Raw genomic sequence first — 22,810 nt, 5'->3', positions numbered from 1 at the left:
ACGATCTCGCAACTCCACAGATATTATTGTCAGCGGGTGAAAGTTCGTTGGGGTTGAAATCGGAAATGGAATGGAAGCTCGAAGGGTGAGAGGTCTTCACATCTTTTTTACTTCGAGCTTCGATGGGATCGCTCTGAGCATTCACCGTTTCAGCTGGGGCTCGGTGCTCAGTCCCTGTGAGTTCTAACACCTTGCTTACTAACGTGAGCAACAGGCCGATAACGAATGGCATCCGTGGATGAATCATAGAACGATTGGTAAAACGTGAATTCTTCGCGACCTCTTATCTGACACATCTTTTCTACCATTTCTAAAAGCTTATATTTGTCTGAATCCGCTGTTTTTATCCCAAATATAATTCCGTCTAGATCATCAAAGGTATAACGAAGCTTCCTATCTTCTTCGTTAAGATAGGAGTTAAACTGAGACTTAAGAATAAGCCTGTACTCCTGTTCATTCGACCAGTGCCTTGTTTTCACTGTAAGACTTTTAAAATTGTCCCTGTGGTAATTAGCCCGCCATTGCGAATTATTCTCGAAGACATCTGCTTTTCTCGAGCTTACATTTCCATTTTTATCGGTATACCATTTATCTATAACTTCCTGTGCACCATATGCAGCTAGGCTACAAAAAAAATCAAGATTCGGGCTTTTTTCTGTATAAGATACTTTAGTGAAATGAAATTTGGTTTGAGTCCACCACTTTATGCCCTGTTTTAATCCGGGCTTCATAAGCGAGATCCCAGGCTGCCCTTCCTCATTATTTACTTTAAATTTTAGACAGACGCCTTGGTGGTTATTGCCATACGTACCCCAGATTGCCGAGTTCTCACAATTCTCCATAAAACAGCTTACGAACCATTCAGAGGTTGTGAGTCTGATCCTGGATCTCAAAAACTCTTCTGGAAAATCTATGCAAAGCCGTGTCCAATTTTTGGATTCGCCTACTTTAGATCTAGCATAACCTTTTACCAAATCATCACTTCTTAAAAAAGCCAATGCAGAACTATCGAACTCAGCATTTAAAAGCTCGTCACCTAGCCCTTCTAGATAATCTAGAAGATTGGTTGAAACTGCTAGCAACTCTTCATGCGAAGCGCCATTTATACCGAAACCTTTTTCAACAAGATTGTAGGAAACTAACACTTCAGAAATAATATGCATTGCAAAGGATTGAATCGATCGCAGATGCAGTATTAGCTCGTGTTCGTTTACTTCCCGCCCCTTAAAAGCCAAAACTGCGATATGTCTTTTTACATTTGGCGAGTCAAAAAATCTCGATACAAGACCAGCGATCTCTTTGTAATTTTCAGGTGGTATTGCTTGAACATCATAATTTGGAAATATCGGAAAATCTAAAGCTTCAAACTCGTCAGTAAAATATTGTGTATTTCGAATGAGTAAGCAGTCCATGAAGTGCTGGAAGAAATTCTCCCATACGACCGAGTCTCCTTTCCATATGATCTCTCGATGTCCTTCCAGTGGGTCGTTGAGCTTTTCCGGTGGCGAGAAATAGATATAGCACCCTTCCAGCTCGCTTTCTCTGGTACCGCCAAGCAGGCTACTGACAGGACGAAACCTATATAGATGATTGAGCACTACCGTCCCTCCATGTCTTTTTGAGCTTCTATTTTTCACCATGATGGGCACCTGCGCTTAGATCTGCCCTGTGACTGCAAGTCACACCAGCAAGATTACGTCAGTTAACGATCGCTTCGTTCCGTTTTTGCCGATCATCGTCAAAATGTGTGCATGGCAAATCGTGGTATCGAAGATGAGCACGAATGCAGAAGACTGGTTCCGGTCAGGGGAGCTCAACGGCCTACCCCTGTGCATGGCACCTTCCCAGTTGTCGAGCGTCTTAACGGGCATCTCTAGCTGGCGGGCAGCTTCGGTTCTGCCAACGCTTTCAGCTAGCGCAACAGCCTGAGCCCTGAACTCATCGGTGTAGTTACGGAGAGTGCTCGGGTACCTAGCAACCTCCAAGATAGCGATCTAAGTATCGCTTTTTGGCATCCGTTGTCACGGGACAGGTCCAGCAATCCTTTTTCACTCCCATAAACACTGGCCTGTAAACTACTTTTTTACTTGTAAACCACTGTGGTTTACAGTGAAAAAAAGTAGTTAACACGAAGCCAGGACATGCCGGATTTACAAGACGAAGCTAAGACCTACATCGAGTCCGCTCTAGGTGTAAAAGCGCACCTAACGCCGATGGCACTTCGGGTCCCCTACACCATCCGGGATAGCTACAAGACCTACGAATTGAGAATGCCGATGGGGAAAAGCTCGGTGTTCAATATTATGCTGCTGGTCTCGCGTGATGAGGTTGTTTATCCGGGCATCGTGAGCCTGCAGAAGCACATCGAGCTCGTGCACAAGGTCACCAACCAGGTAGTAGTCTACGTCTGCAGATCATTGACGATTCAAGAGCGCCGTAGCCTCATCACGCATCAAGTCAACTTCATCCAGCCCAGATCCCAGATGTTCATACCGGAAATAGCACTGGACCTGCGCGAAAGCTTCCGCCTGCGTCGAGAGAAAAGCGAGGTGTCCGCCCTCTTCCCCGCCGCCCAAGCCATGCTGCTCTCATGCCTGTATGCCGGCAAAACCTACGAAGCCTATTTCACGACGAACGCCCTCCTGGGCGACCTCAATTACAGCCGGGTAACTCTCTCGAAGGCTGTGGAGCAGCTGACCTCCCTTGAGGTGATTACCCCTGCACAGAGCGAGCTTCACTGGAAGACCTATGCGTTCAACGGGACACCAGCTGAGGTGTTCCGAAAGGCCAAGCAATACCTACGGTCCCCCGTCAGAAAGAGAATTGGCATAACCCGCAACACTCTCCCCATGGCGACCGACGTGTGTCTCGCGGGGGAAACTGCCCTGGCCAAATACACGATGCTGGCGGAGCCTAAGCAGGCCGTATGGGGAATGACCAAGAAAGTGTTCAACGATATGTTGGCGCTTGATGCGTTCGAAGTCATAGATTCGTTGGACGAGATCGAGGAATGGGTTGAGATCTGGGCCTATCCGTCGCTCACCGAAAGACACTACATAGCAGACGCGGCATCGCTGTATCTGAGCCTGGAAGAAAACCCCGACGAACGCATTCAGACTGCGTTGGATGAACTCAAGCAGCAAGTCAATTGGCTAGCGTGAAAGGCTTTAGGCGACCTCTTTCGCTGGGTTAGGCATAAATCTCAGATAGACGATGCCAGGCCCATGGGTAGCCGTCTTGTTGATAGCCGGTGTGATGCAGGACGACCAGCTGAGCAGGACGAGGGCGAACGCTGCTGGTTTACTCGATGTCTGGGAGCATCAATTGATGCCACCTTGGCCGCGCAGAATGCTTCGTTAGCTGCAGAGTCCCGCGAGTACTTAGACGCTTAGCTGCCTTTCGCGGAAGACAGCTAAACTCACTGGGACGCTCTAACGTGGCATTGGAATTTGGGATAGGAAGCTTATTGGAGCCTCGGGGCGAAGGCCTTCGTCTCCGAAGTCAAACCGCCAATACCCCACATCATGCCAAGCATCGAGCTTGAATCCGACCCGCGGAAACGTACCGATGTGCTGGAACCCGAGTCGCTCGTGCAGCCCGATACTGCCTTCATTAGGCAAGGCAATGCCGGCATACGCCGAGCGATATCCCAGACGCTTCAGAACTGGCAGCAGCACGTCATAGAGCTGCCGACCAACCCCGCTGCGGCGCTGGCCCTCGGCGACATAGACCGTCACATCCACCGCCCAGCGGTACGCCGCACGCGCCCGGTGCTGACTGGCGTAGGCGTAGCCGACTACCCGCCCCTCCTGCACCGCTACCAGATAGGGGTAGGTTTGCACCGTCGTGGTAATCCGCTCACGCATCTGCTCCACGCTCGGCACCGCCTCTTCGAATGAGATGGCCGTGTTGAGCACAATGGGCGTGTAGATGATCTGGATCTCTTCTGCATCCTCTGGTAGGGCGACACGAATCTCGATTCCGCTATGCATCCGTCTGCTCCAGCTGCTCAGGTATTCCACTACTTCGTTTACGGTGCTGCGCGCGGTACGGGTGACGCCGATCAGCGTCGCCGAGGCTAGTCCGGTCCAGTCGCCATATCCGACCAGCCAGAGGCGCGGCTCGCGAATAGAGCGCGACCCGTCAACCTCGACCTTACCGCTGTCATCCAGCACGTCCAAGTCCCGCAAGTGATCCAGAGCCGGCCGGAAACCGGTACACCAGATCACCGCATCGACCTGGGTTTTCTCACCATTGGGCCAGACGACCCCGTCAGGCGCGAATGAGACAAAAGGCCTTACAGACCGCAGGGCTCCTCGCTCGCGGGCCCGGACCACCGGGGGCACCATGACTATATCGCCAAGCCCACCGACCGGGGCGTCGATAACACCGCCCTCCTGTTGAGCCTTGAGACGCTCGGTAGCCCGTTCGAACAGCACCCGACCATCCACGTCATCAGGCAGAAACGCCGGTTCCTCCGTGGTTACCCACGTTGCGTCGGCGACCTCGGACAGCTCCGCATAGATTTGCGCCCCCGAGTTGCCACCACCAACGACCAGCACGCGCTTTCCTTCGAAAGCCTTCGGTGACTGGTAATGGGCGGAGTGAATCTGCTGTCCCTGGAACAGCTCTATCTCCGGATAGGCCGGAACATAGGGGTTGCTCCAGGTCCCCGTTGCGCTGATGACGGCACGAGCCTCCCAGTCGCGGTCCTTCGAGCGTACACGAAGGCCACGCCCGGTCCGCTCCACAGCCGTGACGCTAACGGGTCGAGCGACAGGGAACCCGTATCGTGCCTCGTACTGCTCCAGATAGCTGATCACTTGATCCCTATTTGGATTACCTTCGGCGACTGGTGGCATCGGCCAGCCCGCAATCGAGCTCCATGCGGAGGGAGAGAACAGCGTCAGCGAGTCCCAGCCATGGCGCCATGCCCCACCCGCGGCCTCTTCGGCGTCGAGCAACAGGAATGACAACTTGGCCCGCTTGAGGAAATAGGCCACCGTAAGCGCGGACTGCCCGCCGCCAATCACGATGACATCGAGTAGTTCGCCGTCGGTGGCCATGGTCTCTCCTGTCTGGCTGGAGCGCTCAATCTTCGCCGAATTGGTTGATGTAGTTGATGTGCGCAGGCTTCTGAATCGCGCGTGGGCGCAGTTCCTGCACCCATGCGATCGCCTCGCGGCGCGGCATTCCGGTTTCGATCAGCAGACGGGCAGCGAACAGCCCGGTGCGGCCGGAGCCGCCCTTGCAGTGGATGGCCAGAGCCTTGTTGGATGCGAGCAAAGCGTCCAACTGGTGGCGGATCTCTCCCAGCCCGGCCTCGAAGTTTTTATCCGGGGCCTGATCATCCTCGATCGGCAGCTGGTACCACTCCAACCCATGCTGCTTGGCCGCGATGCCAAGCTCGCCGACGCCGTTTTCCTGAAGCTCTGCGTCCGACATCAGCGTAACCAGCGCTACGGCACCGGCCTGCTTGAGCGTATCCAGGCTTTCAGCGAGAGCGCTGGTCTGGGTGCCCGGACAAGGCGTAAAAATCAGTACACCCGGAGCATGGGGCAACGATTTCAATGAGTAAGGATGCGACATGCTCATGACCTCAAATAGACCGAATATTGACTCTCTTGGATAGTTCTTCCGCCGACTCTTTGCGCTCGGAGTAGCGGTCTACCAAATAATCCTGGCGATCACGCAGCAGCAGCGTGAACTTGGTCAGTTCCTCCATCACGTCGACCAGTCGATCGTAGAAAGAAGATGGCTTCATGCGCCCGGCTTCATCGAACTCCAGGAAGGCTTTCGGCACCGACGACTGGTTCGGGATGGTAAACATACGCATCCAGCGGCCAAGCACGCGCAGTTGATTCACCACGTTAAAGGACTGCGAGCCTCCACATACCTGCATCACCGCGAGGGTCTTGCCCTGGGTTGGGCGAACGGCGCCCATGGCCAGCGGTACCCAATCGATTTGCGCTTTGAAGGCAGCACTCATTGAGCCGTGACGCTCGGGCGAGCACCACACCTGGCCCTCGGACCATTGCATAAGCTCGCGGAGCTCCAGCACCTTCTCGTGGGAGTCGGGAGCGTCATCCGGCAGCGGCAGGCCGGAAGGGTCGAAGATACGGGTTTCGGCGCCGAACTCTTCCAGCAGGCGCGCAGCTTCCTGGACCATCAAGCGGCTGAATGAGCGCTCGCGGGTCGATCCATACAGCAGCAGAATGCGCGGTTTGTGTGTAGAAGGATCCTTCGGCGCCAGCCGCTCCAGCGACGGCAGATCAATCAATTCTGGTTGGACATTGGGCAGGTGGTCGTTCATTTCGGTCTCCATTGATCCAGGGTCTACAGCGCACCGATGCGGGCAAGTTCGGCTTTCAGTTCGTCCTGGCTCAGTTGCGAGAAAGGCAGCGCAATGAAGGCGCGCACGCGCTCATTGATCTTCGCAAGTGTGGTCTGGAAGGCTTCTTCGATTTCTTCCTCACTCCCGGTGACCGCCGAAGGGTCGGCCAGGCCCCAGTGGGCTTTGAGCGATGGACCAAAGAAGATCGGGCAGGCTTCGCCGGCAGCGCGGTCGCACACGGTGACAACGATGTCGGGAGGAGAGCTCTCGAAGGCATCCGAGGCCTTGCTTGAAAGACCAGCGGTGGAGATACAGGCGGCTTCCAAGGTTTTCAGTGCCCGCTCATTGACCTTGCCGCTTGGGAAGCTGCCAGAGCTCACAGCTTCCATACCCTCGGGGGCCAGGTGATTGAACAGCGCCTCGGACAGGATGCTGCGGCAGCTGTTGTGGGTGCACATGAACAAGACTTTCATCAGGTATCTCCGGTTCAAAAGCTCAGGCGGATGGCCAATGCGGCCAAGGTGGCAAGCAGGATCGGCAGCGTCAGGACGATGCCGGTACGGAAGTAGTAACCCCAGGTGATGACGATGTTCTTGCGGGCCAGCACGTGCAGCCACAGCAAGGTGGCCAGGCTGCCGATAGGGGTGATTTTCGGACCAAGGTCACAACCGATGACGTTGGCGTAGACCATGGCCTCGCGCACGATGCCGGTGGCCTCGGCGGAGTGGATCGACAAGGCCCCTACCAGCACAGTGGGCATGTTGTTCATGACCGACGACAGGCCAGCAGCGAGCAGCCCCGTCCCGAGGGATGCGCCCCAGATCCCGTAGCCGGCGAAAACATTGAGGATCTGCGTCAGATATTCGGTGAGCCCGGCGTTACGCAGGCCATAGACCACGAGGTACATGCCAAGCGAGAACACCACGACCTGCCAAGGCGCGTCCTTGAGCACCTTGCGGGTAGAAATCACGTGCCCGCGCGCGGCGATCAGGTAGAGGATCAGCGCACAGGCAGCAGCGATGGCGCTGATCGGAACGCCCAGCGGCTCAATGGCGAAGAAGCCGACCAGCAACAGCGCAAGCACCCACCAGCCGGCAACGAACGTCGCTTTGTCGCGGATAGCGGCCTCGGGAGCCTTCAGTTGGTCGAGTTCATAGGTACGCGGCAGGTCCTTGCGGAAGAACCACAGCAGCATTCCCAGGGTGGCAGCGATGCTGACCAGGTTCACCGGCACCATGACCGAGGCGTATTCGCTGAAGCCAATGCCAAAGTAGTCGGCGGAAACGATATTCACCAGGTTGGACACCACCAGCGGCAAGCTCGCGGTATCGGCGATGAAGCCCGCCGCCATGACGAATGCCAGCGTCGCCGCCGGAGAGAAGCGCAGGGCCAGCAGCATGGCGATGACGATCGGGGTCAGGATCAGTGCCGCACCGTCGTTAGCGAACAGAGCCGAGACGGCGGCGCCCAGCAGGATGATGAAGGCGAACAGCTTGCGGCTGCTGCCATTGCCCCAGCGGGCCACGTGCAATGCCGCCCACTCGAAGAACCCCGCCTCATCCAGTAGCAGGCTGATGATGATGACGGCGATGAATGTTGCGGTGGCGTTCCAGACGATCTGCCAGACCACTGGAATATCGGACAGGCTCACGACGCCGGCCACCAGCGCCACGACAGCTCCTAGAGCTGCACTCCAGCCCACGCCTAAGCCCTTGGGCTGCCAGATGACGAGAACGATCGTCACAAGAAAAATCAGAAATGCGATCAGCATGACTACAACTCAATCAGCGAAGGAAAGTCTCAAGCACAAGCAATAGGGTTCTGCGGCCGCTCGCCCATTTCGGCAAGGCGCAATGCATCGGGGCTCAACCATTCCTGGTTGGCATCGACCACTCCCTTCAACATTGCGTCCACCCAATGCGGAAGTTCGGGGTGCAGTCGGTAATACACCCATTGACCCTTGCGTCGATCCATCAGGATTCCAGCCTCGCGCAACTGGGCAAGATGGCGGGAGATCTTCGGCTGGCTCAGCTCCAGCGCGTGGGTAAGTTCGCAGACACAGAGTTCGCCTTCACGGGCGATCAGCAGGGTCATCCGGGCCCGGGTGTCATCAGCCAGGCATTTGAAAACGATGGGGGGAGTCAGTGTTTCCCGCATGTGCCCTCCTGAGGAATGTGTGCACGGCCAATATCTGGAAATCCGAATATATGTTGAATCGAATATGCGGTAAAGCAGATATTTACAATCGCCTCTCCTTACGAGACGTCATAGAACTGGAAAAAGCCCGCGCTCTGGGCCCTATACTGGGCGTCGATACCACCCCAGAGTCGCCAATGAACCAGTCTGATATCTCTGTCCGATTGCTTGGTACCGATCAAATCCAAGGCCTAGCTGCGCATCTGACTGCAGCGGGCTTGCCGACCCAAGACCTTTTGCAGCCCGGTCGAATGTTCTATTCCTTTCACCGGGGAGAAACGGAGCTGGGATATGGGGGCATTGAAGGAAGCGGTCGGACTCGTCTGATTCGCTCACTGGTTGTCGTACCGGCCCAGCGAAAGTCAGGGATCGGTACCCTGCTGCTCAGAACACTTGAGCGAATAGCGGAAGCTGACGGAGCCCAAAGCCTTCATCTGCTGACCACAACAGCACCCGAGTTCTTCGAGGCTCGGGGATATGCGCAGAGAGACCGATCCCAAGCCCCAAAGGCAATTTCCAGTTCGGAGGAGTTCAACAGCCTCTGCTCGACGTCTGCGGTTTACATGGTGAAGGAACTTGGCGACACAAACTCGGTGTCACCACAGGTAACTCGCCTCCACGGACGTCAGTGAGTTCGTTCTCAGGTGTCCCAGGAACGAGTCCGAGGGCTGTCGAGGACTGCTACGGGTCGATAGATGCCGGTCAAGGCGCTCCTACTGTGCTGGTCAGATCCGATGCAACCGGCTGATCGAGTCGAATGCAGATGACCGGTCAGCGGCAATGCAAAATCGTGGTCAAGTGGAGTGCAATTGCCCAGCCAATGACTAAATCCCATCGCCTATGGACATTTTCGGGTCTGATGTCCACGTTCATTCAAGATATCCATGGACACTTTATGATCAGCTCAAACCGTTCGTTTACGCCGCCTTCAGCGCTTGTCCATTGATATTATGTCGACAGTGCATGTGTGGTTACCTGGGCGACCCCAGCGGACGCTGTCGCTGCAGCACCGAGCAGATCCAGCGTTATCGCAACAAGCTCTCCGGCCCGCTGCTCGACCGCATCGACCTGCACCTGACCGTGGCCCGCGAAAGCACCGTGCTGACCAACGCCCCCAGCGGTGAAACCAGCGCCCACGTCGCCCGCGTGGTCGCCGAAGCTCGCGACGTACAGCAGCGCCGCCAAGGCTGCGCCAATGCCTTTCTCGACCTCAAGGGTCTACGCCGGCACTGCCACTTGAGCGCCGAGGACCAGCGCTGGCTGGAAAACGCCTGCGAACGCCTGACCTTGTCGCTGCGTGCGGCGCACCGATTACTGAAGGTCGCACGGACCTTGGCCGACCTGGAACAGGTGCAGGACATCGCACGCACGCACCTGGCGGAGGCGTTGCAGTATCGGCCAGGGTCCTGACAGGAGCGGGTTGGGATGCCCATACACCGGTTCAATCCCAGCCATAGCAGCAATATATTTTGCGCGCTAACTATTTGCGCTCAATATTGCCTCCAGACAGCAAGCAGTCGTCGCCCACTACCGACTAATCTGGAGAACGATCATGACCCTTCGCAAAAGCTTCGCCATTGCCGCTACCACCTTCGCCATTGCCAGCAGTGCCAGTGCCTTCGCCCAGTCCGGTGAAGTCCGCGCCTACCACTACGGCATGGACATCGATCAGGTGATCAGCGTGCAGGCCCCGGCAAACCCTCAAGGCCACAGCAGTACCGCCACACTCACTTACCGCGACAGCAATGGCCAGGTACACCAGGTGAGCTACAGCCAACCCAACACCCTCGCCAATCAGAACTGAGTTTGAGTCCAGACACACCGAACAGGGCCGCTTTGCGGCCCTTTCGTGTTAAAAGGCCATCGCTGGCTTAGAAACATCTTGTAATATTTAGCGCGTAATTTTAGTTGTACGACATCCTATCTACTGTGTTCGACTGCGCCGGCTCTCACAACAAAAATAACGGAGACACCATCGATGACGAGCATACCTTCCGTGGAGGGCAAAACTGCCACGCCCTCGCAAAGCCGCCTTTCTCGGGTAGTCAAACTGCTCGGGCCGGGCATCATTGCCGTGCTGTCCTGGCTCGGCGCAGGTGATCTGATCACCTCGTCGGTGGCCGGGGCCAACTACGGTTACGCGATGATGTGGGTGCTGGCAGTGTCACTGCTGCTGCGCTACCTGATCGTCAACATCATTGCCCGCTTCCAGCTGTGCAATAACCAGGGCATGACCATTCTCCAGGGCTACGCCCAACTGCATCCGGTGTTTGCCTGGTTCATGCTCGGCTATGCCTTGCTCATGGGCCATCTGATGAATGCCTACATGATCAAGGGTGCTGGCGAAGCGCTGGCGATGCTGCTGCGCATCGACTATCCGCTGCTGTGCTCGATGGCCGTGGTGCTGGCGGTGTGGATGCTGGTCGGGCGCAATATCTATTCGATGATCGAAGGGGTGATGAAGCTGCTGCTGGCAGTGATGACCCTGGCGTTTCTCGCCCTGGCGGTGATGTCTGGCCCCGATGTGGTCGGCATCGTCAAAGGCACCATCGGCTTTAGCATCCCTGCTGATGAAGGCGTGCACGGCGCCATGCTGGTCGCGGTGTCGGTGATCGGTGCGGTGGCAGGCTCGGTGGCCAACTTCGTCCACCCGTACGTGATGCGCCAGAAAGGTTGGACCGGCCCGCAGCACAAGCGCGTGCAGCGCAATGACCTGCTGTTCGCGGTGTTCGTCGGCATCGTGATCAACCTGGCGATCTGGATCGTCGGCGCAGAAATCCTGCGTCCCAATGGCATCGAAGTGAACACCCTGGGCGACCTGGGCAAGGCCCTGGAAATGTTCTTCGGCCCGATCGGTTGGTACATCTTCTTCATCGGCGTGTTCGCGACCTTGTTCGCCAGCATCTCGGGCAAGACCACTGCCTTCCCGATGCTGATTACCGACGCCTTCCAGCACGTGCGGCCACAGCGGCGCGAGCGCTATGGCAAGGAGTTCCACAAGGACCCTGCGCACCGCTGGTTCATGCTGTTCATCCTGGTCACGCCGCTGATCTGGTCGATCCCCGGCATGCCGGACTTCGTCACCCTGACCATCGGGGTCAGCGCACTGAACATCGTCGGTTTGCCGGTGATCTCGCTGGGCTTGCTGATCATGTCCAACCAGAAGTCGCTGCTGAGCAAGGAGTACCGCAACAACCTGTTCGAGAATATTGCCCTGGCCTTCGCCACCGGCCTTGCGTTGTGGGTAGCGTTCCAGCTGGGTGTGGATCTGTTCACCTAAGTCATCGTACAACGTGCCCGGGGCTGCTTCGCGGCCCCGGCATCAAACAGCCAAGGCCAAGCCTATTGCCTGCAACAACGCCTCTTCGCTGAATGGCTTGCGCAAACAGGCCACCGCCCCTTCGCGCATCGACTCATCCAGCCCGGCATCGCTCCAGTGTGCAGACATGCAGATCACTGGCAAGCGCCAACCCATCGCCGCCAGTTCACGCAGAACCTGCAAGCCACCGAGCCCCGGCATTTTCAAGTCGAGCAAGGCGCAGCCCGCCTCACGCGCCAACCCAGACCCGAGGAATGCCTCCCCCGAGCTGAACGGCAGCGGGTCGAAGCCTGCTGAGCGCAACAGGTTGGCCAGGCTTTTGCGAACGGACGCATCATCGTCGACGATGCACACCCAAGCCTTGGCGGTTGAAACGGGTCCGTTCATGCGGCGCCCTGGCCCTCGACGCTACCGCAGCCAGCGACCACGTTGTGCATCGAGACCAGATCGACCAGCGAGCGCGACTGCATCTTGTTCATGATGTTTTTCTTGTGCACCTTGGTCGTCACTTCGCTGGTTCCGATGTGTTTGGCGATCTGTTTGTGCGACAGCCCACTGACCACCAGCGAAAACACCTGGCGCTCGCGAGTAGTGAGGCGCGCATACTTGTCTTTAACCTGTCGCGCATGCTGCCACGCCCTGCCCGCCGCCACCGCGCGCAAACGTACGACATCGAGCAGCGTTAACAGCTGCTGCTCGTCGAACGGTTTGGTCAGCACCTCGATCGCCCCCGCGCGCATTGCCTGCACCGCCATGGGAATAGTCCCGTAGCCGGTCATGAACACCACAGGCCACGGCAAGTCGAGCTTGCCGAGCATGTCCTGCAGCTCCAGCCCAGTGGCGGCTGGCAGATTGATGTCCAGCAACAGGCAGGCATAAGGCGAATCCCACCGCGCTTGCAGCAGCTCTTCTGCCGAGGCGTAAAGCCGGTGAGGGATACCCTCTACCCGCAACAACCTGCCCAGCGCGGAGCGCACCGACGGATCGTCGTCCACCACCAGAACCGGCACAGCGGCGCCATCGTCGCTCGGTGGCGGCAGGTCGGGATCGAGGTTGAATGAAGGGCTATGGGCGAATGACGCAAGGTCTGCGGCAATATCGACTGCCAACCGGTAGCCTCGACGGGCGACGGTCTGGATCAGGCGCTTGTCACCGAGCATCTTGCGCAGCAGCGATACCTGCACCTGAAGATTGTTGTCCTCGACCACGGTGCCCGCCCAGACCTGGCTGAACAGCTCTTCCTTGCTAACCACGCGGCCCTTGGCCCTGACCAGCATCGCCAGGACATCGAACGCACGGCCACCCAGAGGCAATGGCTTGCCGTCGAGGAAAGCCTCTCGTCGCTCAAGCGACACCAGCGCATTGCCTAGTCGGATCATGATCGTCTCAAGTTTCACAGGCCAAGGCGGTTGCGCAGCCCTGTGCAATCTAGGTGAGCGTGCGCGTTCAGACAATTATCCCGAGGGATAGGTTGGCCTGAGGATACACCTCCAAGGCACGCGGCAATCGAGCAAAGGCCGCGGCGCAGGATCCAGAACGGTCAGATTGGTTCCCATTCCTGCCAAGCCGCCTACAACGGGCATTCGCGCCGGGTCCGCTGCGTATACTCGCGTGGAAAATGCAGGCTGCAGGGGATGCGCGATGCTGGGTGAACGCCTCGTTCAATGGCCTATCGATCACGATCCGTCGATCGATGAAGATTGGCTCAACCGTTGCGATACTGCCTTGCTGACACAGGAGGGCGAGCTCAGCTACTTCCGCTTGTGGGACGCACGTTCTGCTCGAGCCTGGACGGCGATACGCGCGCCAGTGGAATCGCCGGCTGCCTGCCAGCGTCTGGAGCGCGACTACCGACTGCGGCTCGACCCTGAATGGGCTGTCACGCCATGTGCATTCGTGCGCTCGGCCGAAGGCCCATTGTTGGTCTACCCAGCAGGTGAATCGCTGGCCGAGGTCATCGCCCAAGGACGGCCTACCTTGCGCGCGTTTCTGCAGATCGCGGTCAACGCCAGCAAGGCGCTGGCGCAGGCCCATCAGGCCGGGGTCTTGCATGGCGCGTTGCAGCCGCAGCATGTCGTATTGCTCGCTGATAATCGGGTCAAGCTCGGTGGGTTCCAGGCCGACAGCGGCGAGCGGATCAGTGATCAGGGTACAGCGACCGATACCTGGTCCTTCCTTGCGCCCGAGCAGGTTTGCCCACACGGCGCCAGCAGCGACCGACGCAGCGACCTCTACGCCCTAGCCGCCATCCTCTACCAACTGCTGGTGGGTGAACTACCGCTGGCCGGTCGCGACAAGCAGCATTGGCGCCAGCTGCACGCAGGCGTTCTGCCCCGCCCCGCCGCCGAGCTCAGCCCAGACGTGCCCCAGGCGATCAGCCTGATCCTCGCCAAGGCACTGGCCAAAGAGCCTGATGCGCGTTACCAGAGCGCCCAGGCGCTGGCCGTCGATCTTGCCCATTGCCAGCGTCAATGGCAGGCGAGCCAGACGATCGCGACCTTTACCCTGGGCTGCTCCGACCCCATGCCCTGCACCCACGAGCGCCTGTATGGCCGCAGCAGCGAGTTGCAGTCCATCGCCCGCATCCTCAAGACCTTGCGTCGTGACAGCACAGCCCAAGCGCTGTTCATCAGCGGGGCGACGGGCATGGGCAAATCGAGCCTGGTCAAGGCGGCCTTGCGCGATCATGACGCCGGCTATTGGGCGGCCGGCAAATGCAACAGCCTGGAGCAGGCCATCCCCTACGCCCCGTGGGTCGATATCCTAGGTGCGCTGACCACCCAGTTGCTGGCCAAGAACCGTGCAGACCTGGAGACCATCCGCAGCCAGATCCAGCAGCGCATCCAAAACCGCGGCCGCTTGCTCGGCACGCTGGCTCCAGAGCTGAAGCTGATCATCGGGCCAATGGCCGAACTTCCGCAACAACCCTCTCGGCTGGCACTGGAAAAGGAGTTGCGGGCAATCGTCGATTTCCTTCAACTGTTTACCGCGCCTGGCCGGCCATTGATTCTTTTTTTCGACGACTTGCAGTGGGCTGACGACGCCTCGTTGCACCTGCTCAGGGAGTTGCTCGCGCGCTCCCCGGCTAACCTGCTGCTGATTTTTGCCAGCCGCTGCAATGCTGCCGGCAACCCGGCTGGCAAAGCCTACGAACTGGCCAACTCCACCCATTTGACCCCGCTGCACAGCCATCACCTGGAGCTGCTGGCGCTGCCGGTCGATGCCGTCGCCCAGCTGATCAGCGAGCGCTATCACGTCACCACTGACGACGCCCGGCAGGTCGCTGAACTGGTGCACGCGAAAACCGCCGGCAACCCGCTGTTCGCTCGGCAAATCCTCAAAGCCATGGTCGAAGACAAATTGTTCACCTTCGACCCCCTGGCCATGCGCTGGTCGTGGTCTCTCGAAGCTGTGGCCCAACACCGTTATGCCGACAATGTCGCCGACCTGATGATCCATCGCCTGGGCCGCTTGCCAGCGGCGCAACGGGAGATCCTGCGGGTCGCCGGCGCCGCTGGCGGGCGCTTCGACCCACCGCTGCTGGCCAAGCTGGTGACGATCGACCACGATCGCTTGGGCGAGCATCTCAACGCTTTGCTGGACGCAGGCTTTCTTGCGGCCAGCCAGCACGGCTTGAGTTTCTCGCACGACCGCGTGGAGGAAGCCGCCTACCTGCTGACTGCCGCTCCGGAGCGCGCTGCACAGCATGCCCAGATCGCCCGGGTGATGAAATACGTGTGGCGCAACGCGCTGGCCGATGCAGTGTTCGAGATCGCCAATCAGGTCCAACGTGCAGAAAAGTCTGTGTTCAGCACTGAGGAGTGCGAGGCCTACCTGATTCTCCTGATGGAGGCGGCACGCCGCGCCCGTGACTCGGCCTCGCACGAGCAAGCCGCTGGATATCTGAACGCCGGCGAAGAACTGCTACAGACCTGCGGCTCGCCAGCGGTCGACTACCGACACGCCTTCAGCCTTGCCTGCATGGCGGCAGAATGCGACATGCTGCTGTCGCGCATGAGCCAAGCCCAGCAGCGGATCGGCGAATGCAGCAAACGGGCGCGCTCGCCGCTCGACCAGGCCATCGCCTGCAAACTGCGCGCGCGATTCAAAACCCTGCATTCAGACTATGACGCGGCGATCAACGATGCGCTTGAAGGCCTGCGCCTGCTGGGCATCGAGCTAGGCCGTGGCAACGACGCGCTTCAGGTCGAGACTCAGCTGCGCAGCATCCAGGCGCTGATCGAACAGCGCGGCCGGCATTGCCTTGAGGCGTTGCCCAAGGCCGAGAGCGAAACAGTCATCGTCGCCATTGGCCTACTGGCGACCTTGTCTTGCTCCTTCTTCATCGATGACGATATCCGTTACCTGCACCTGGCGAAAATCCTCGAACTGACCCTCGCGCACGGCGTTGCTCCCGGCAGTACCTACGGCCTGGCCTGGTTCGGGGTGATGGCGGCAGAGCGCTTTGGTGCGTATCACGATGGTCACGCCTACTGCCTGGCGGCGCTCAAGCTGATCGAGCGGTACGGCTTTGAGGTCGACCTGACCAGCACCCTGCTAGCCCTCGACCAAGTCAGCGCCTGGACTGCGTCGATGGATTTCGCCCGGCGCACCGCGCAGCAAGCCATCGACTCGGGACGCTTGAGCGGCGACCTGGCGATGGCCTGCTACGCCTGCAACCATTTGGTCTCCGATTCGCTGGTGATGGGCCAGCACTTGCATTCGGTTGCCGAGGAAATCCAACTCGGCCTGGCTACTGTGCGCCAGTATGGCTATCGCGATATCGAACAGATCCTGCTGGCCCAACAGGCCTTCGTGAGCGCCTTGAGCGAAGGTGGCGAAGCCCACCGCGACAGCCTCGAAAGCGCGCTCTACGACGCCTTGGAAACCCACGCCACTTCGCGCACGACGTTATTCTTCAAGCGGCTGTTCGAGGGCATGTCGGCGTTCTACCTGGGGGATATCAACCAGGCCGTGGTCGCCCTCGAACGCGCCGCACCCCTGACCTGGGCAGCGCCTGCGCATATCAACCTGGCCGACTATCACCTGTTTTGCGGCTTGACCCTGGGCAGCCCGGAAGCGCCCGGCAGCCTTGAGCACAAGCGTGAACAGTTGAGCCGCCTGCGCGAGCTGTTCAGCCAGTGGGCACAGTTCAATCCAGTCACCTTCCGCAACAAACTGCTGTTGATCGAAGGGGTGATCGCCAAACTCGACGGCGATGGACTGGCAGCCATCCGCTGCTTTGACCAGGCGCAGATCGCCGCTACCGCCGCAGGCTTCATTCATGAGCAAGCGCTGGCCCACGAGCAACTGGCCGAAGTGTGCATCCCCAGCGGTCTGATATCCGGGGCCAACCTGCATCTGCGTATTGCCCGCGACTGCTTCCATATCTGGGGGGCAGCCGGCAAGGTGCGTCAGTTGGAAACACTGCACCCGTTTTTGCGTACCCAGCCGATTCAGGAGACCTATCGCTCGACCTCCCAGGCCAGCCTGGACCTTGAAGCCGGCATCCAGGCTGCGCGGGCGCTGTCTGAAGAAGTGCTGCTTGAAGGGCTGATCGAAACGCTCATGGGCCACCTGACCCTGCATTCCGGTGCCGACCACGGCGCGTTGCTGATCGTCAGCGGTGCCGAGTTCCAGATGGCCGCCAGCGCAGCCATCAGCGACGGCGGGCTGCAAGTGAGCATGGAAGATTGCCAGAAGTTCATCACCCAAGCGCCGCTGTCGATCATCAACGCGACCATGCGCACCAAAAAGCCGCTGCTGCTGCATGACGCCCTGTCCGACTGCCCCGAGGCCTTCCGCCACGACCTGCAAGCGCGCGGCGCGCGCTCGGTGCTGTGCCTGCCGCTGGTGATTCAAGGGGTGTTGATCGGCCTGGTCTATCTGGAAAATCGACTGGTGCCCAACCTGTTCGGCAGCCAGCGGCTAGCCATGCTGGAAATCCTCGCCTCGCAGGCCGCAGTATCGCTCCAGACGGCCAAGTTCTATACCCGCCTGGCCGAAGACAACCAGGCCCGCGCGCAGATGGCCGCGGAACTGCGCCACTCGCGTGCCGAGCTTGCGCGCAGCTCGCACCTGCAGGTGATGAACGAGTTGTCCGCCTCGATCGCCCACGAAATCAGCCAGCCCCTGCTGGGCATCGCCTCCAATGCCGCGGCCAGCCTGCGCTGGCTCAAGCGCGAACAGCCCAACCTTGAGGAAGCCATCGACGGCCTGCAAGACATCCGCGCCGACAGCGAACGGGCGGCGAGCATCGTCAAGGCGTTGCGCGCCCTGGCCAAGCAGACGCCGATGCAGCTCAAGGTGGCCAGGCTGGATGAGTTGCTCGAAGACGTTATCCGCATGACGTCATCCGATGCGCTCAGGGCTGCGGTGAAGGTCCAGGCGCAACTGCAGCCTGGGGTAAGCGCCAAGGTCGATGCAGTGCAGATTCAGCAACTGGTGTTCAACCTGATCACCAATGCCCTGGAAGCGCTAAGCGATTTTCGCACTGACGGGGTGCTGCAGATTGCCTGCACCCTTGGCGAGGCAGGCGTTGAAATCAGTGTGGATGACAACGGCCCAGGCATCGCGCCAGAGGAGCAAGGGCGAGTTTTCGATGCGTTCTATACCACCAAGGCCAGTGGCTTGGGGATGGGCTTGGCGATCTGCAATTCAGTCGTGCAGGCGCATGGCGGCAGTCTGCGTGTGCAGGCCTCGACGCTGGGCGGCTGCCGGATTATGGTGACGCTGCCCTGAAAGCTGGGGCCGCCGCAGCGCCCCCGCGGTATTACTTGGCCGTGAGTGCCGAATAGCTGTTCATCAGGTTGCGATAGTTAGGAATCCGCTGCGACAGCAGATTGCCCAAGCCTTCGATGTCGTTGCGCCAGTCACGGTGCAGCTCACACGCCACCGAGAACCAGTTCATCATCTGCGCCCCGGCCTGGGTCATGCGCACCCACGCCGCCTGCTGCACGGTTTCGTTGAAGGTGCCGGACGCATCCGTCACCACGAACACCTCAAAGCCTTCGGCCAGTGCCGACAAGGTCGGGAACGCCACGCACACGTCAGTGACCACGCCCGCGATGATCAACTGCTTGCGCCCAGTGGCCTTGATCGCCTTGACGAAATCTTCGTTGTCCCACGCGTTGATCTGCCCTGGACGGGCAATGTACGGCGCGTCCGGGAACATTTCCTTGAGCTCGGGCACCAGCGGGCCGTTCGGGCCTTGCTCGAAGCTGGTGGTCAGAATGGTCGGCAGGCCGAAGAACTTGGCCAGATCGCCCAGGGCCAGGACGTTGTTCTTGAATTCGTTGGGCGAGAAATCCTGGACCAACGAAATCAGACCAGTCTGGTGATCGACCAGCAGTACCACGGCATCATCTTTGTTCAGGCGCTTGTAGTCGGGATTGCTCATGATGGTAACTCCTTGGGTTGGGAACACCCTTCAGACCTATCCATAGGGATAGAAATGGCTTAAGGGTGGTAGCTCGGAACTTGCGATCTAGCCGACTGGCGCCAGGCCTTGGGCGGCTGCCCGACCAGGCGGCTGAAGACACGGGTGAAGTGCGACTGGTCGAAAAACCCGCACTCCAGGCTGACATGGGTGATTGGCGCTTCAGTGACCAGCAGTTGCTTGGCCTTCTCCAGCCGCGCCAGCAGGCGCCAGGCCTGTGGTGACAGCCCGGTATTGATCTTGAACGCGCGAGAGAAGTGGCTGCGGGTCAGGTTGCACACCGCGGCGATCTCGATGATCGACAGGTCGCTGCGCAGCATCAGCTCCTTGGCTCGATGCAGACGCCCGGCCGTAAGTGCGCCTGGCTCGGTCTGGGTGGGCATGTCGAGGCTCCTCTTTCAATGGGAGCAGTCTCGCCGCCGGCTCATGACAAAGTCCTGAGGCAAAGCTTAATAGTTCTTAATTGTGCCGCCCGCGCCTTGTTAAGATGCCGCACAGATTCAAGAGGTATATGGGTTATGCAGCAGCCTCATGCTCACAAAACCGTGGCAGTGGTCCTGTTCGATGATGTGCTGATGCTCGACGTGACGGGCCCAATGGACGCGTTCGCCCTGGCCAACCGCTTCTTGCCAGCAGAGCGCCGTTACCGCCTGCTTACCCTGGCAGAGGGCGAAGGCAAGATCCGTAGCTCCTGTGGCTTGCAGGTGGTGGCTGACCTCTGCTTGCAGCAGCTGCCCGGCGACATTGACCTGTTGCTGGTACCTGGCGGACCGGGCGCCTATGACCTGGCACTGCCTGGGCTGGAAAGCTGGCTGCCCCAGGCCGTAGCCAGCGCCAAGCGCTTTGGCGCGATCTGCACCGGGGTGTTCTTGCTCGGCCGCGCCGGCCTGCTCGGCGGCTTTCGCTGCACGACCCACTGGAACTACGTGGAGCGCCTGGCCCAGCAGTTTCCCGAAGCGAAGGTCGAGACCGAGCAGATCTACGTGATTGACCGCAACCTGATCACCTCGGGCGGAATTACCGCCGGGATCGACCTGGCCCTGGCCGTGGTCGCCGAAGACCACGGCAAAGCGCTGGCCTTGGAAGTGGCCAAGGTGCTGCTGGTGGCCCGCCATCGCCAGGGCGGCCAGTTGCCCTACGGGCCCTTGCTTGCCGCTGTACCGCGCGATGGCTCACCTATCGCCAGGGTCCAGGCGTATATCGTCGATCACATCGACCAAGCGTATACCGTGCAAAAAATGGCCGAGCTGGTGGCCATGAGCAGCCGCAATTTTGCTCGCACCTTCCACCGCGAGGTGGGCCTGACACCCCTGCAGTACCTGCAAAATGCACGCATCGACCACGCCCGCAAACTCCTTGAAGGTAGCGACCTTGCGTTAAAGGTAGTGGCGGCGCGCAGTGGTTTTGGTAGCGATCGGCACATGCGCAAGGTGTTTTGCGAACGGATCGGGATGACGCCGAATCAGTATCGCGCGCAGTTTGGCGAGGGCTGAGGGCACAACTGACTGTCACCTTGAAGGAGACAATCAGTCTCACGCGAGCCAGATTGTCCAAACCTCACCGGCACCCCACAATCCGCCCTCCACCTATCAACGCTGCCCCGTAGCAGCTCATGGAGTCCGAGCGATGCCACACGAAGGCAGCCTTTTACAAACCGCGGTGATCTTTCTGCTTGCCGCCGTCATTGCCGTGCCTCTGGCCAAGCGCCTGCAACTGGGCGCCGTAATCGGCTATCTGCTCGCCGGGGTCGCCATCGGCCCACAGGCCTTGGGGCTGATCCGTGATACCGAAAGCGTCGCGCATATCTCTGAACTGGGCGTGGTCCTGCTGCTGTTCATCATCGGCCTGGAGCTTTCGCCTCGACGCCTGTGGCTGATGCGCAAGGCGGTCTTCGGCGTGGGCCTGGCACAAGTGCTGCTGACCGGCGCCGTGATTGGCGCCATTGCCGTGTTCGGCTTCGGCCAATCGCTGCCGGCGGCGCTGGTGGTGGGCCTGGGCCTAGCGCTCTCCTCCACTGCGCTTGGCCTGCAAAGCCTGGCCGAGAGTAAGCAGCTCAACGCGCCGCATGGCCGCTTGGCGTTTGCCATCCTGCTGTTTCAGGACATCGCCGCAATTCCCCTGATCGCACTGGTGCCGCTGCTGGCTGCCAGTGGCCCGGAGACCAGTCATGGCGACAGCCTGGAGCATGGCCTGAAGGTATTCGCCAGCATCGCGGTGGTCATCGTCGGCGGTCGTTACCTGCTGCGCCCGGTGTTCCGCATCGTCGCCCGCACCGGCTTGCCGGAAGTCTCCACCGCCACTGCGCTGCTGGTAGTAATCGGTACCGCCTGGCTGATGGAAGAAGCCGGCATCTCCATGGCCCTGGGCGCTTTCCTGGCCGGCCTGCTGTTGGCGGACTCGGAGTATCGCCACGAGCTGGAATCACAGATCGAACCGTTCAAAGGCTTGCTGCTGGGGTTGTTCTTCATCAGTGTGGGCATGGGCGCAAATCTCAGCCTGCTGCTCGAGGCCCCCCTTCTGCTGCTGGGCCTGACGCTGCTGCTGGTGGCGGTGAAACTGCCACTGCTGATGCTGGTCGGGCGCATCGGCGGCCTCAACAAAGCCAATGGGCTGCGCTTGGGCGTGGTGCTGGCGGCTGGTGGCGAGTTTGCCTTCGTGGTCTTCAAGCTGGGCAAGGACCAAGGCCTGTTCGACGCCTACACCTATGACCTGCTGCTGATGACCATCACCCTGTCGATGGCGGCTACCCCGCTGCTGTTGATCATCTGCGCACGCCTGCTCAAGCGCCCGCAAGCCGCCCGCGAAGTGCCCGAACAGTACAAACAGATCCAGACCGATGCGCCGCGCGTGGTGATCGTCGGCATGGGCCGCATGGGCCAGATCGTCTCGCGCATCCTGCGCGCGCAGAACATCCCCTTCATCGCCCTCGACACGTCGGTGGACGCCATCGAAATGACCCGCACCTTCGAACAAGTACCGGTGTTCTATGGCGACCCACTGCGCGCCGAGGTGCTGCATGCGGCGAAGGTCGGCGAGGCCGAGTATTTCGTGATCACCACGGATGATCCTGAGATCACCACCCGCACTGCCGAACGGGTCAAGCGCCTCTACCCGCACTTGAAAGTGTTGGCCCGGGCACGTAACCGCCAGCATGTGCACAAGTTGACTGACGTTGGCGCCGTACCGATTCGGGAAACCTTCTACTCCAGCCTGGAGATGACCCGGCGCGCCTTGGTTGGCCTGGGCTTGACCGAGGAGCAGGCGGCGGATCGTATCGAGCGCTTCACCGAGCATGACGAACAGGTACTGGAGACCCAGGGCCGTGTGCGTGATGACCGCGCCAAGGTAATGCAGAACGCCAAGGAGGCGCGGGAGGAGCTGCAACGCTTGTTCGAGTCTGATGCCGATTGAGCGGCTCAGGCAAAAGCCAGACGGGTACATTTGGGGCCGCTTTGCGCCCCTTCGCGGGCAAGCCCGCTCCCACAGGGACAGCGCGAAGCTTCAAAGCAGCGCTGTACTTGTG

General features: G+C 59.5%; 18 protein-coding genes and 2 pseudogenes. 8 read left to right on the top strand and 12 right to left on the bottom strand.

Translation table 11 applies throughout. From position 1 onward, the window contains the following. Window positions 1-167 precede the first annotated feature (167 nt). Window positions 168-1,598 carry a DUF2971 domain-containing protein gene (locus tag AAZU54_RS19235; RefSeq protein ID WP_405129744.1) on the bottom strand — a complete coding sequence of 477 codons (1,431 nt, stop codon included), beginning with the start codon at window positions 1,596-1,598 and terminating at the stop codon, window positions 168-170. Between the two features lie 543 nt (window positions 1,599-2,141). On the opposite strand from AAZU54_RS19235, the gene AAZU54_RS19230 reads away from it, so the two are divergent. Further along, window positions 2,142-3,161: a hypothetical protein gene (locus AAZU54_RS19230; RefSeq protein ID WP_405129743.1), complete on the top strand. Its 1,020-nt coding sequence runs from the start codon at window positions 2,142-2,144 to the stop codon at window positions 3,159-3,161. A 270-nt stretch (window positions 3,162-3,431) separates the two neighbouring features. On the opposite strand, the gene AAZU54_RS19225 is transcribed toward AAZU54_RS19230, so the two are convergent. The 7 genes and pseudogenes from AAZU54_RS19225 to AAZU54_RS19195 form a co-directional block, all read right to left on the bottom strand. Continuing rightward, window positions 3,432-3,992 carry an arsinothricin resistance N-acetyltransferase ArsN1 family B gene (locus AAZU54_RS19225; RefSeq protein WP_434727531.1) on the bottom strand — a complete coding sequence of 187 codons (561 nt, stop codon included), beginning with the start codon at window positions 3,990-3,992 and terminating at the stop codon, window positions 3,432-3,434. A 12-nt stretch (window positions 3,993-4,004) separates the two neighbouring features. Beyond that, window positions 4,005-5,066: pseudogene (locus AAZU54_RS19220) on the bottom strand (ArsO family NAD(P)H-dependent flavin-containing monooxygenase); the annotation flags it as partial. A 25-nt stretch (window positions 5,067-5,091) separates the two neighbouring features. Beyond that, window positions 5,092-5,595 carry a phosphatase domain-containing putative toxin gene (locus AAZU54_RS19215; protein WP_434727523.1) on the bottom strand — a complete coding sequence of 168 codons (504 nt, stop codon included), beginning with the start codon at window positions 5,593-5,595 and terminating at the stop codon, window positions 5,092-5,094. A gap of 4 nt (window positions 5,596-5,599) precedes the next feature. Further along, window positions 5,600-6,313 (bottom strand): arsenical resistance protein ArsH, encoded by a 714-nt coding sequence (gene arsH, locus AAZU54_RS19210; protein WP_434727522.1) that lies wholly within the window; start codon window positions 6,311-6,313, stop codon window positions 5,600-5,602. 23 nt (window positions 6,314-6,336) lie between these two features. Beyond that, window positions 6,337-6,807 (bottom strand): arsenate reductase ArsC, encoded by a 471-nt coding sequence (locus AAZU54_RS19205; protein WP_434727521.1) that lies wholly within the window; start codon window positions 6,805-6,807, stop codon window positions 6,337-6,339. A gap of 14 nt (window positions 6,808-6,821) precedes the next feature. Then, a complete protein-coding gene (locus tag AAZU54_RS19200; protein ID WP_434727520.1) occupies window positions 6,822-8,105 on the bottom strand; it encodes an arsenic transporter in 1,284 nt (427 codons plus the stop codon). 29 nt (window positions 8,106-8,134) lie between these two features. Continuing rightward, window positions 8,135-8,491 carry a metalloregulator ArsR/SmtB family transcription factor gene (locus AAZU54_RS19195; RefSeq protein WP_434727519.1) on the bottom strand — a complete coding sequence of 119 codons (357 nt, stop codon included), beginning with the start codon at window positions 8,489-8,491 and terminating at the stop codon, window positions 8,135-8,137. A gap of 50 nt (window positions 8,492-8,541) precedes the next feature. On the opposite strand from AAZU54_RS19195, the gene arsN2 reads away from it, so the two are divergent. The 4 genes and pseudogenes from arsN2 (at window position 8,542) to AAZU54_RS19175 (ending at window position 11,810) form a co-directional block, all read left to right on the top strand. Beyond that, the gene (gene arsN2 / locus AAZU54_RS19190; RefSeq protein WP_434727518.1) at window positions 8,542-9,162 is read left to right on the top strand and encodes an arsenic resistance N-acetyltransferase ArsN2; all 621 of its coding nucleotides are present in this window, start codon (window positions 8,542-8,544) and stop codon (window positions 9,160-9,162) included. A gap of 328 nt (window positions 9,163-9,490) precedes the next feature. Continuing rightward, window positions 9,491-9,940, top strand: a pseudogene (locus AAZU54_RS19185) (ATP-binding protein); the annotation flags it as partial. Between the two features lie 142 nt (window positions 9,941-10,082). After that, on the top strand, window positions 10,083-10,334 hold the full coding sequence (locus tag AAZU54_RS19180; RefSeq protein ID WP_186552975.1) for a DUF2790 domain-containing protein: 252 nt from the start codon (window positions 10,083-10,085) through the stop codon (window positions 10,332-10,334). A gap of 174 nt (window positions 10,335-10,508) precedes the next feature. Then, the gene (locus AAZU54_RS19175; RefSeq protein ID WP_186552976.1) at window positions 10,509-11,810 is read left to right on the top strand and encodes an Nramp family divalent metal transporter; all 1,302 of its coding nucleotides are present in this window, start codon (window positions 10,509-10,511) and stop codon (window positions 11,808-11,810) included. A gap of 42 nt (window positions 11,811-11,852) precedes the next feature. Here the strand turns inward: AAZU54_RS19175 and AAZU54_RS19170 are convergent, their stop codons facing one another. Together AAZU54_RS19170 and AAZU54_RS19165 are read right to left on the bottom strand one after the other, a co-directional pair. Next, window positions 11,853-12,203, bottom strand: a complete 351-nt coding sequence (locus AAZU54_RS19170; protein WP_186553234.1) for a response regulator transcription factor — start codon at window positions 12,201-12,203, stop codon at window positions 11,853-11,855. 29 nt (window positions 12,204-12,232) lie between these two features. Then, window positions 12,233-13,228, bottom strand: coding sequence for a response regulator (locus AAZU54_RS19165; protein ID WP_186552977.1), 996 nt, complete (start codon window positions 13,226-13,228; stop codon window positions 12,233-12,235). Window positions 13,229-13,490: 262 nt separating this feature from the next. Between AAZU54_RS19165 and AAZU54_RS19160 the strand changes: the two genes are divergently transcribed. Then, window positions 13,491-18,590 (top strand): trifunctional serine/threonine-protein kinase/ATP-binding protein/sensor histidine kinase, encoded by a 5,100-nt coding sequence (locus AAZU54_RS19160; protein WP_434727517.1) that lies wholly within the window; start codon window positions 13,491-13,493, stop codon window positions 18,588-18,590. 31 nt (window positions 18,591-18,621) lie between these two features. Here AAZU54_RS19160 and ycaC read toward each other — a convergent pair whose 3' ends face one another. Both ycaC and AAZU54_RS19150 read right to left on the bottom strand, forming a co-directional pair. Next, on the bottom strand, window positions 18,622-19,248 hold the full coding sequence (gene ycaC / locus AAZU54_RS19155) for an isochorismate family cysteine hydrolase YcaC (protein ID WP_186552979.1): 627 nt from the start codon (window positions 19,246-19,248) through the stop codon (window positions 18,622-18,624). Window positions 19,249-19,307: 59 nt separating this feature from the next. Beyond that, window positions 19,308-19,670 (bottom strand): helix-turn-helix domain-containing protein, encoded by a 363-nt coding sequence (locus tag AAZU54_RS19150; RefSeq protein ID WP_186552980.1) that lies wholly within the window; start codon window positions 19,668-19,670, stop codon window positions 19,308-19,310. 135 nt (window positions 19,671-19,805) lie between these two features. On the opposite strand from AAZU54_RS19150, the gene AAZU54_RS19145 reads away from it, so the two are divergent. Both AAZU54_RS19145 and AAZU54_RS19140 read left to right on the top strand, forming a co-directional pair. Further along, window positions 19,806-20,780 (top strand): GlxA family transcriptional regulator, encoded by a 975-nt coding sequence (locus tag AAZU54_RS19145; protein ID WP_405129735.1) that lies wholly within the window; start codon window positions 19,806-19,808, stop codon window positions 20,778-20,780. Window positions 20,781-20,913: 133 nt separating this feature from the next. Then, window positions 20,914-22,698, top strand: coding sequence for a monovalent cation:proton antiporter-2 (CPA2) family protein (locus AAZU54_RS19140; RefSeq protein WP_186552982.1), 1,785 nt, complete (start codon window positions 20,914-20,916; stop codon window positions 22,696-22,698). Window positions 22,699-22,810 lie beyond the last annotated feature (112 nt).

Source organism: Pseudomonas sp. Je.1.5.c (genome assembly GCF_051129895.1).
Lineage (GTDB): Bacteria > Pseudomonadota > Gammaproteobacteria > Pseudomonadales > Pseudomonadaceae > Aquipseudomonas > Aquipseudomonas urmiensis.
The sequence above is the reverse complement of the archived record's forward strand: the minus strand, read 5'-3'. Positions and strand labels throughout refer to the sequence as shown.

What these genes read in the sequence shown, in the direction of transcription:
- AAZU54_RS19150 (WP_186552980.1), bottom strand. Translation starts at nt 19,670, where the DNA reads ATGCCCACCCAGACCGAGCCAGGCGCACTTACGGCCGGGCGTCTGCAT.
- arsH (WP_434727522.1), bottom strand. Translation starts at nt 6,313, where the DNA reads ATGAACGACCACCTGCCCAATGTCCAACCAGAATTGATTGATCTGCCG.
- AAZU54_RS19180 (WP_186552975.1), top strand. Translation starts at nt 10,083, where the DNA reads ATGACCCTTCGCAAAAGCTTCGCCATTGCCGCTACCACCTTCGCCATT.
- AAZU54_RS19160 (WP_434727517.1), top strand. Translation starts at nt 13,491, where the DNA reads ATGCTGGGTGAACGCCTCGTTCAATGGCCTATCGATCACGATCCGTCG.
- AAZU54_RS19165 (WP_186552977.1), bottom strand. Translation starts at nt 13,228, where the DNA reads ATGATCCGACTAGGCAATGCGCTGGTGTCGCTTGAGCGACGAGAGGCT.
- AAZU54_RS19225 (WP_434727531.1), bottom strand. Translation starts at nt 3,992, where the DNA reads ATGCATAGCGGAATCGAGATTCGTGTCGCCCTACCAGAGGATGCAGAA.
- AAZU54_RS19145 (WP_405129735.1), top strand. Translation starts at nt 19,806, where the DNA reads ATGCAGCAGCCTCATGCTCACAAAACCGTGGCAGTGGTCCTGTTCGAT.
- AAZU54_RS19175 (WP_186552976.1), top strand. Translation starts at nt 10,509, where the DNA reads ATGACGAGCATACCTTCCGTGGAGGGCAAAACTGCCACGCCCTCGCAA.
- AAZU54_RS19205 (WP_434727521.1), bottom strand. Translation starts at nt 6,807, where the DNA reads ATGAAAGTCTTGTTCATGTGCACCCACAACAGCTGCCGCAGCATCCTG.
- AAZU54_RS19200 (WP_434727520.1), bottom strand. Translation starts at nt 8,105, where the DNA reads ATGCTGATCGCATTTCTGATTTTTCTTGTGACGATCGTTCTCGTCATC.
- AAZU54_RS19215 (WP_434727523.1), bottom strand. Translation starts at nt 5,595, where the DNA reads ATGAGCATGTCGCATCCTTACTCATTGAAATCGTTGCCCCATGCTCCG.
- AAZU54_RS19140 (WP_186552982.1), top strand. Translation starts at nt 20,914, where the DNA reads ATGCCACACGAAGGCAGCCTTTTACAAACCGCGGTGATCTTTCTGCTT.
- arsN2 (WP_434727518.1), top strand. Translation starts at nt 8,542, where the DNA reads ATGTTGAATCGAATATGCGGTAAAGCAGATATTTACAATCGCCTCTCC.
- ycaC (WP_186552979.1), bottom strand. Translation starts at nt 19,248, where the DNA reads ATGAGCAATCCCGACTACAAGCGCCTGAACAAAGATGATGCCGTGGTA.
- AAZU54_RS19230 (WP_405129743.1), top strand. Translation starts at nt 2,142, where the DNA reads ATGCCGGATTTACAAGACGAAGCTAAGACCTACATCGAGTCCGCTCTA.
- AAZU54_RS19195 (WP_434727519.1), bottom strand. Translation starts at nt 8,491, where the DNA reads ATGCGGGAAACACTGACTCCCCCCATCGTTTTCAAATGCCTGGCTGAT.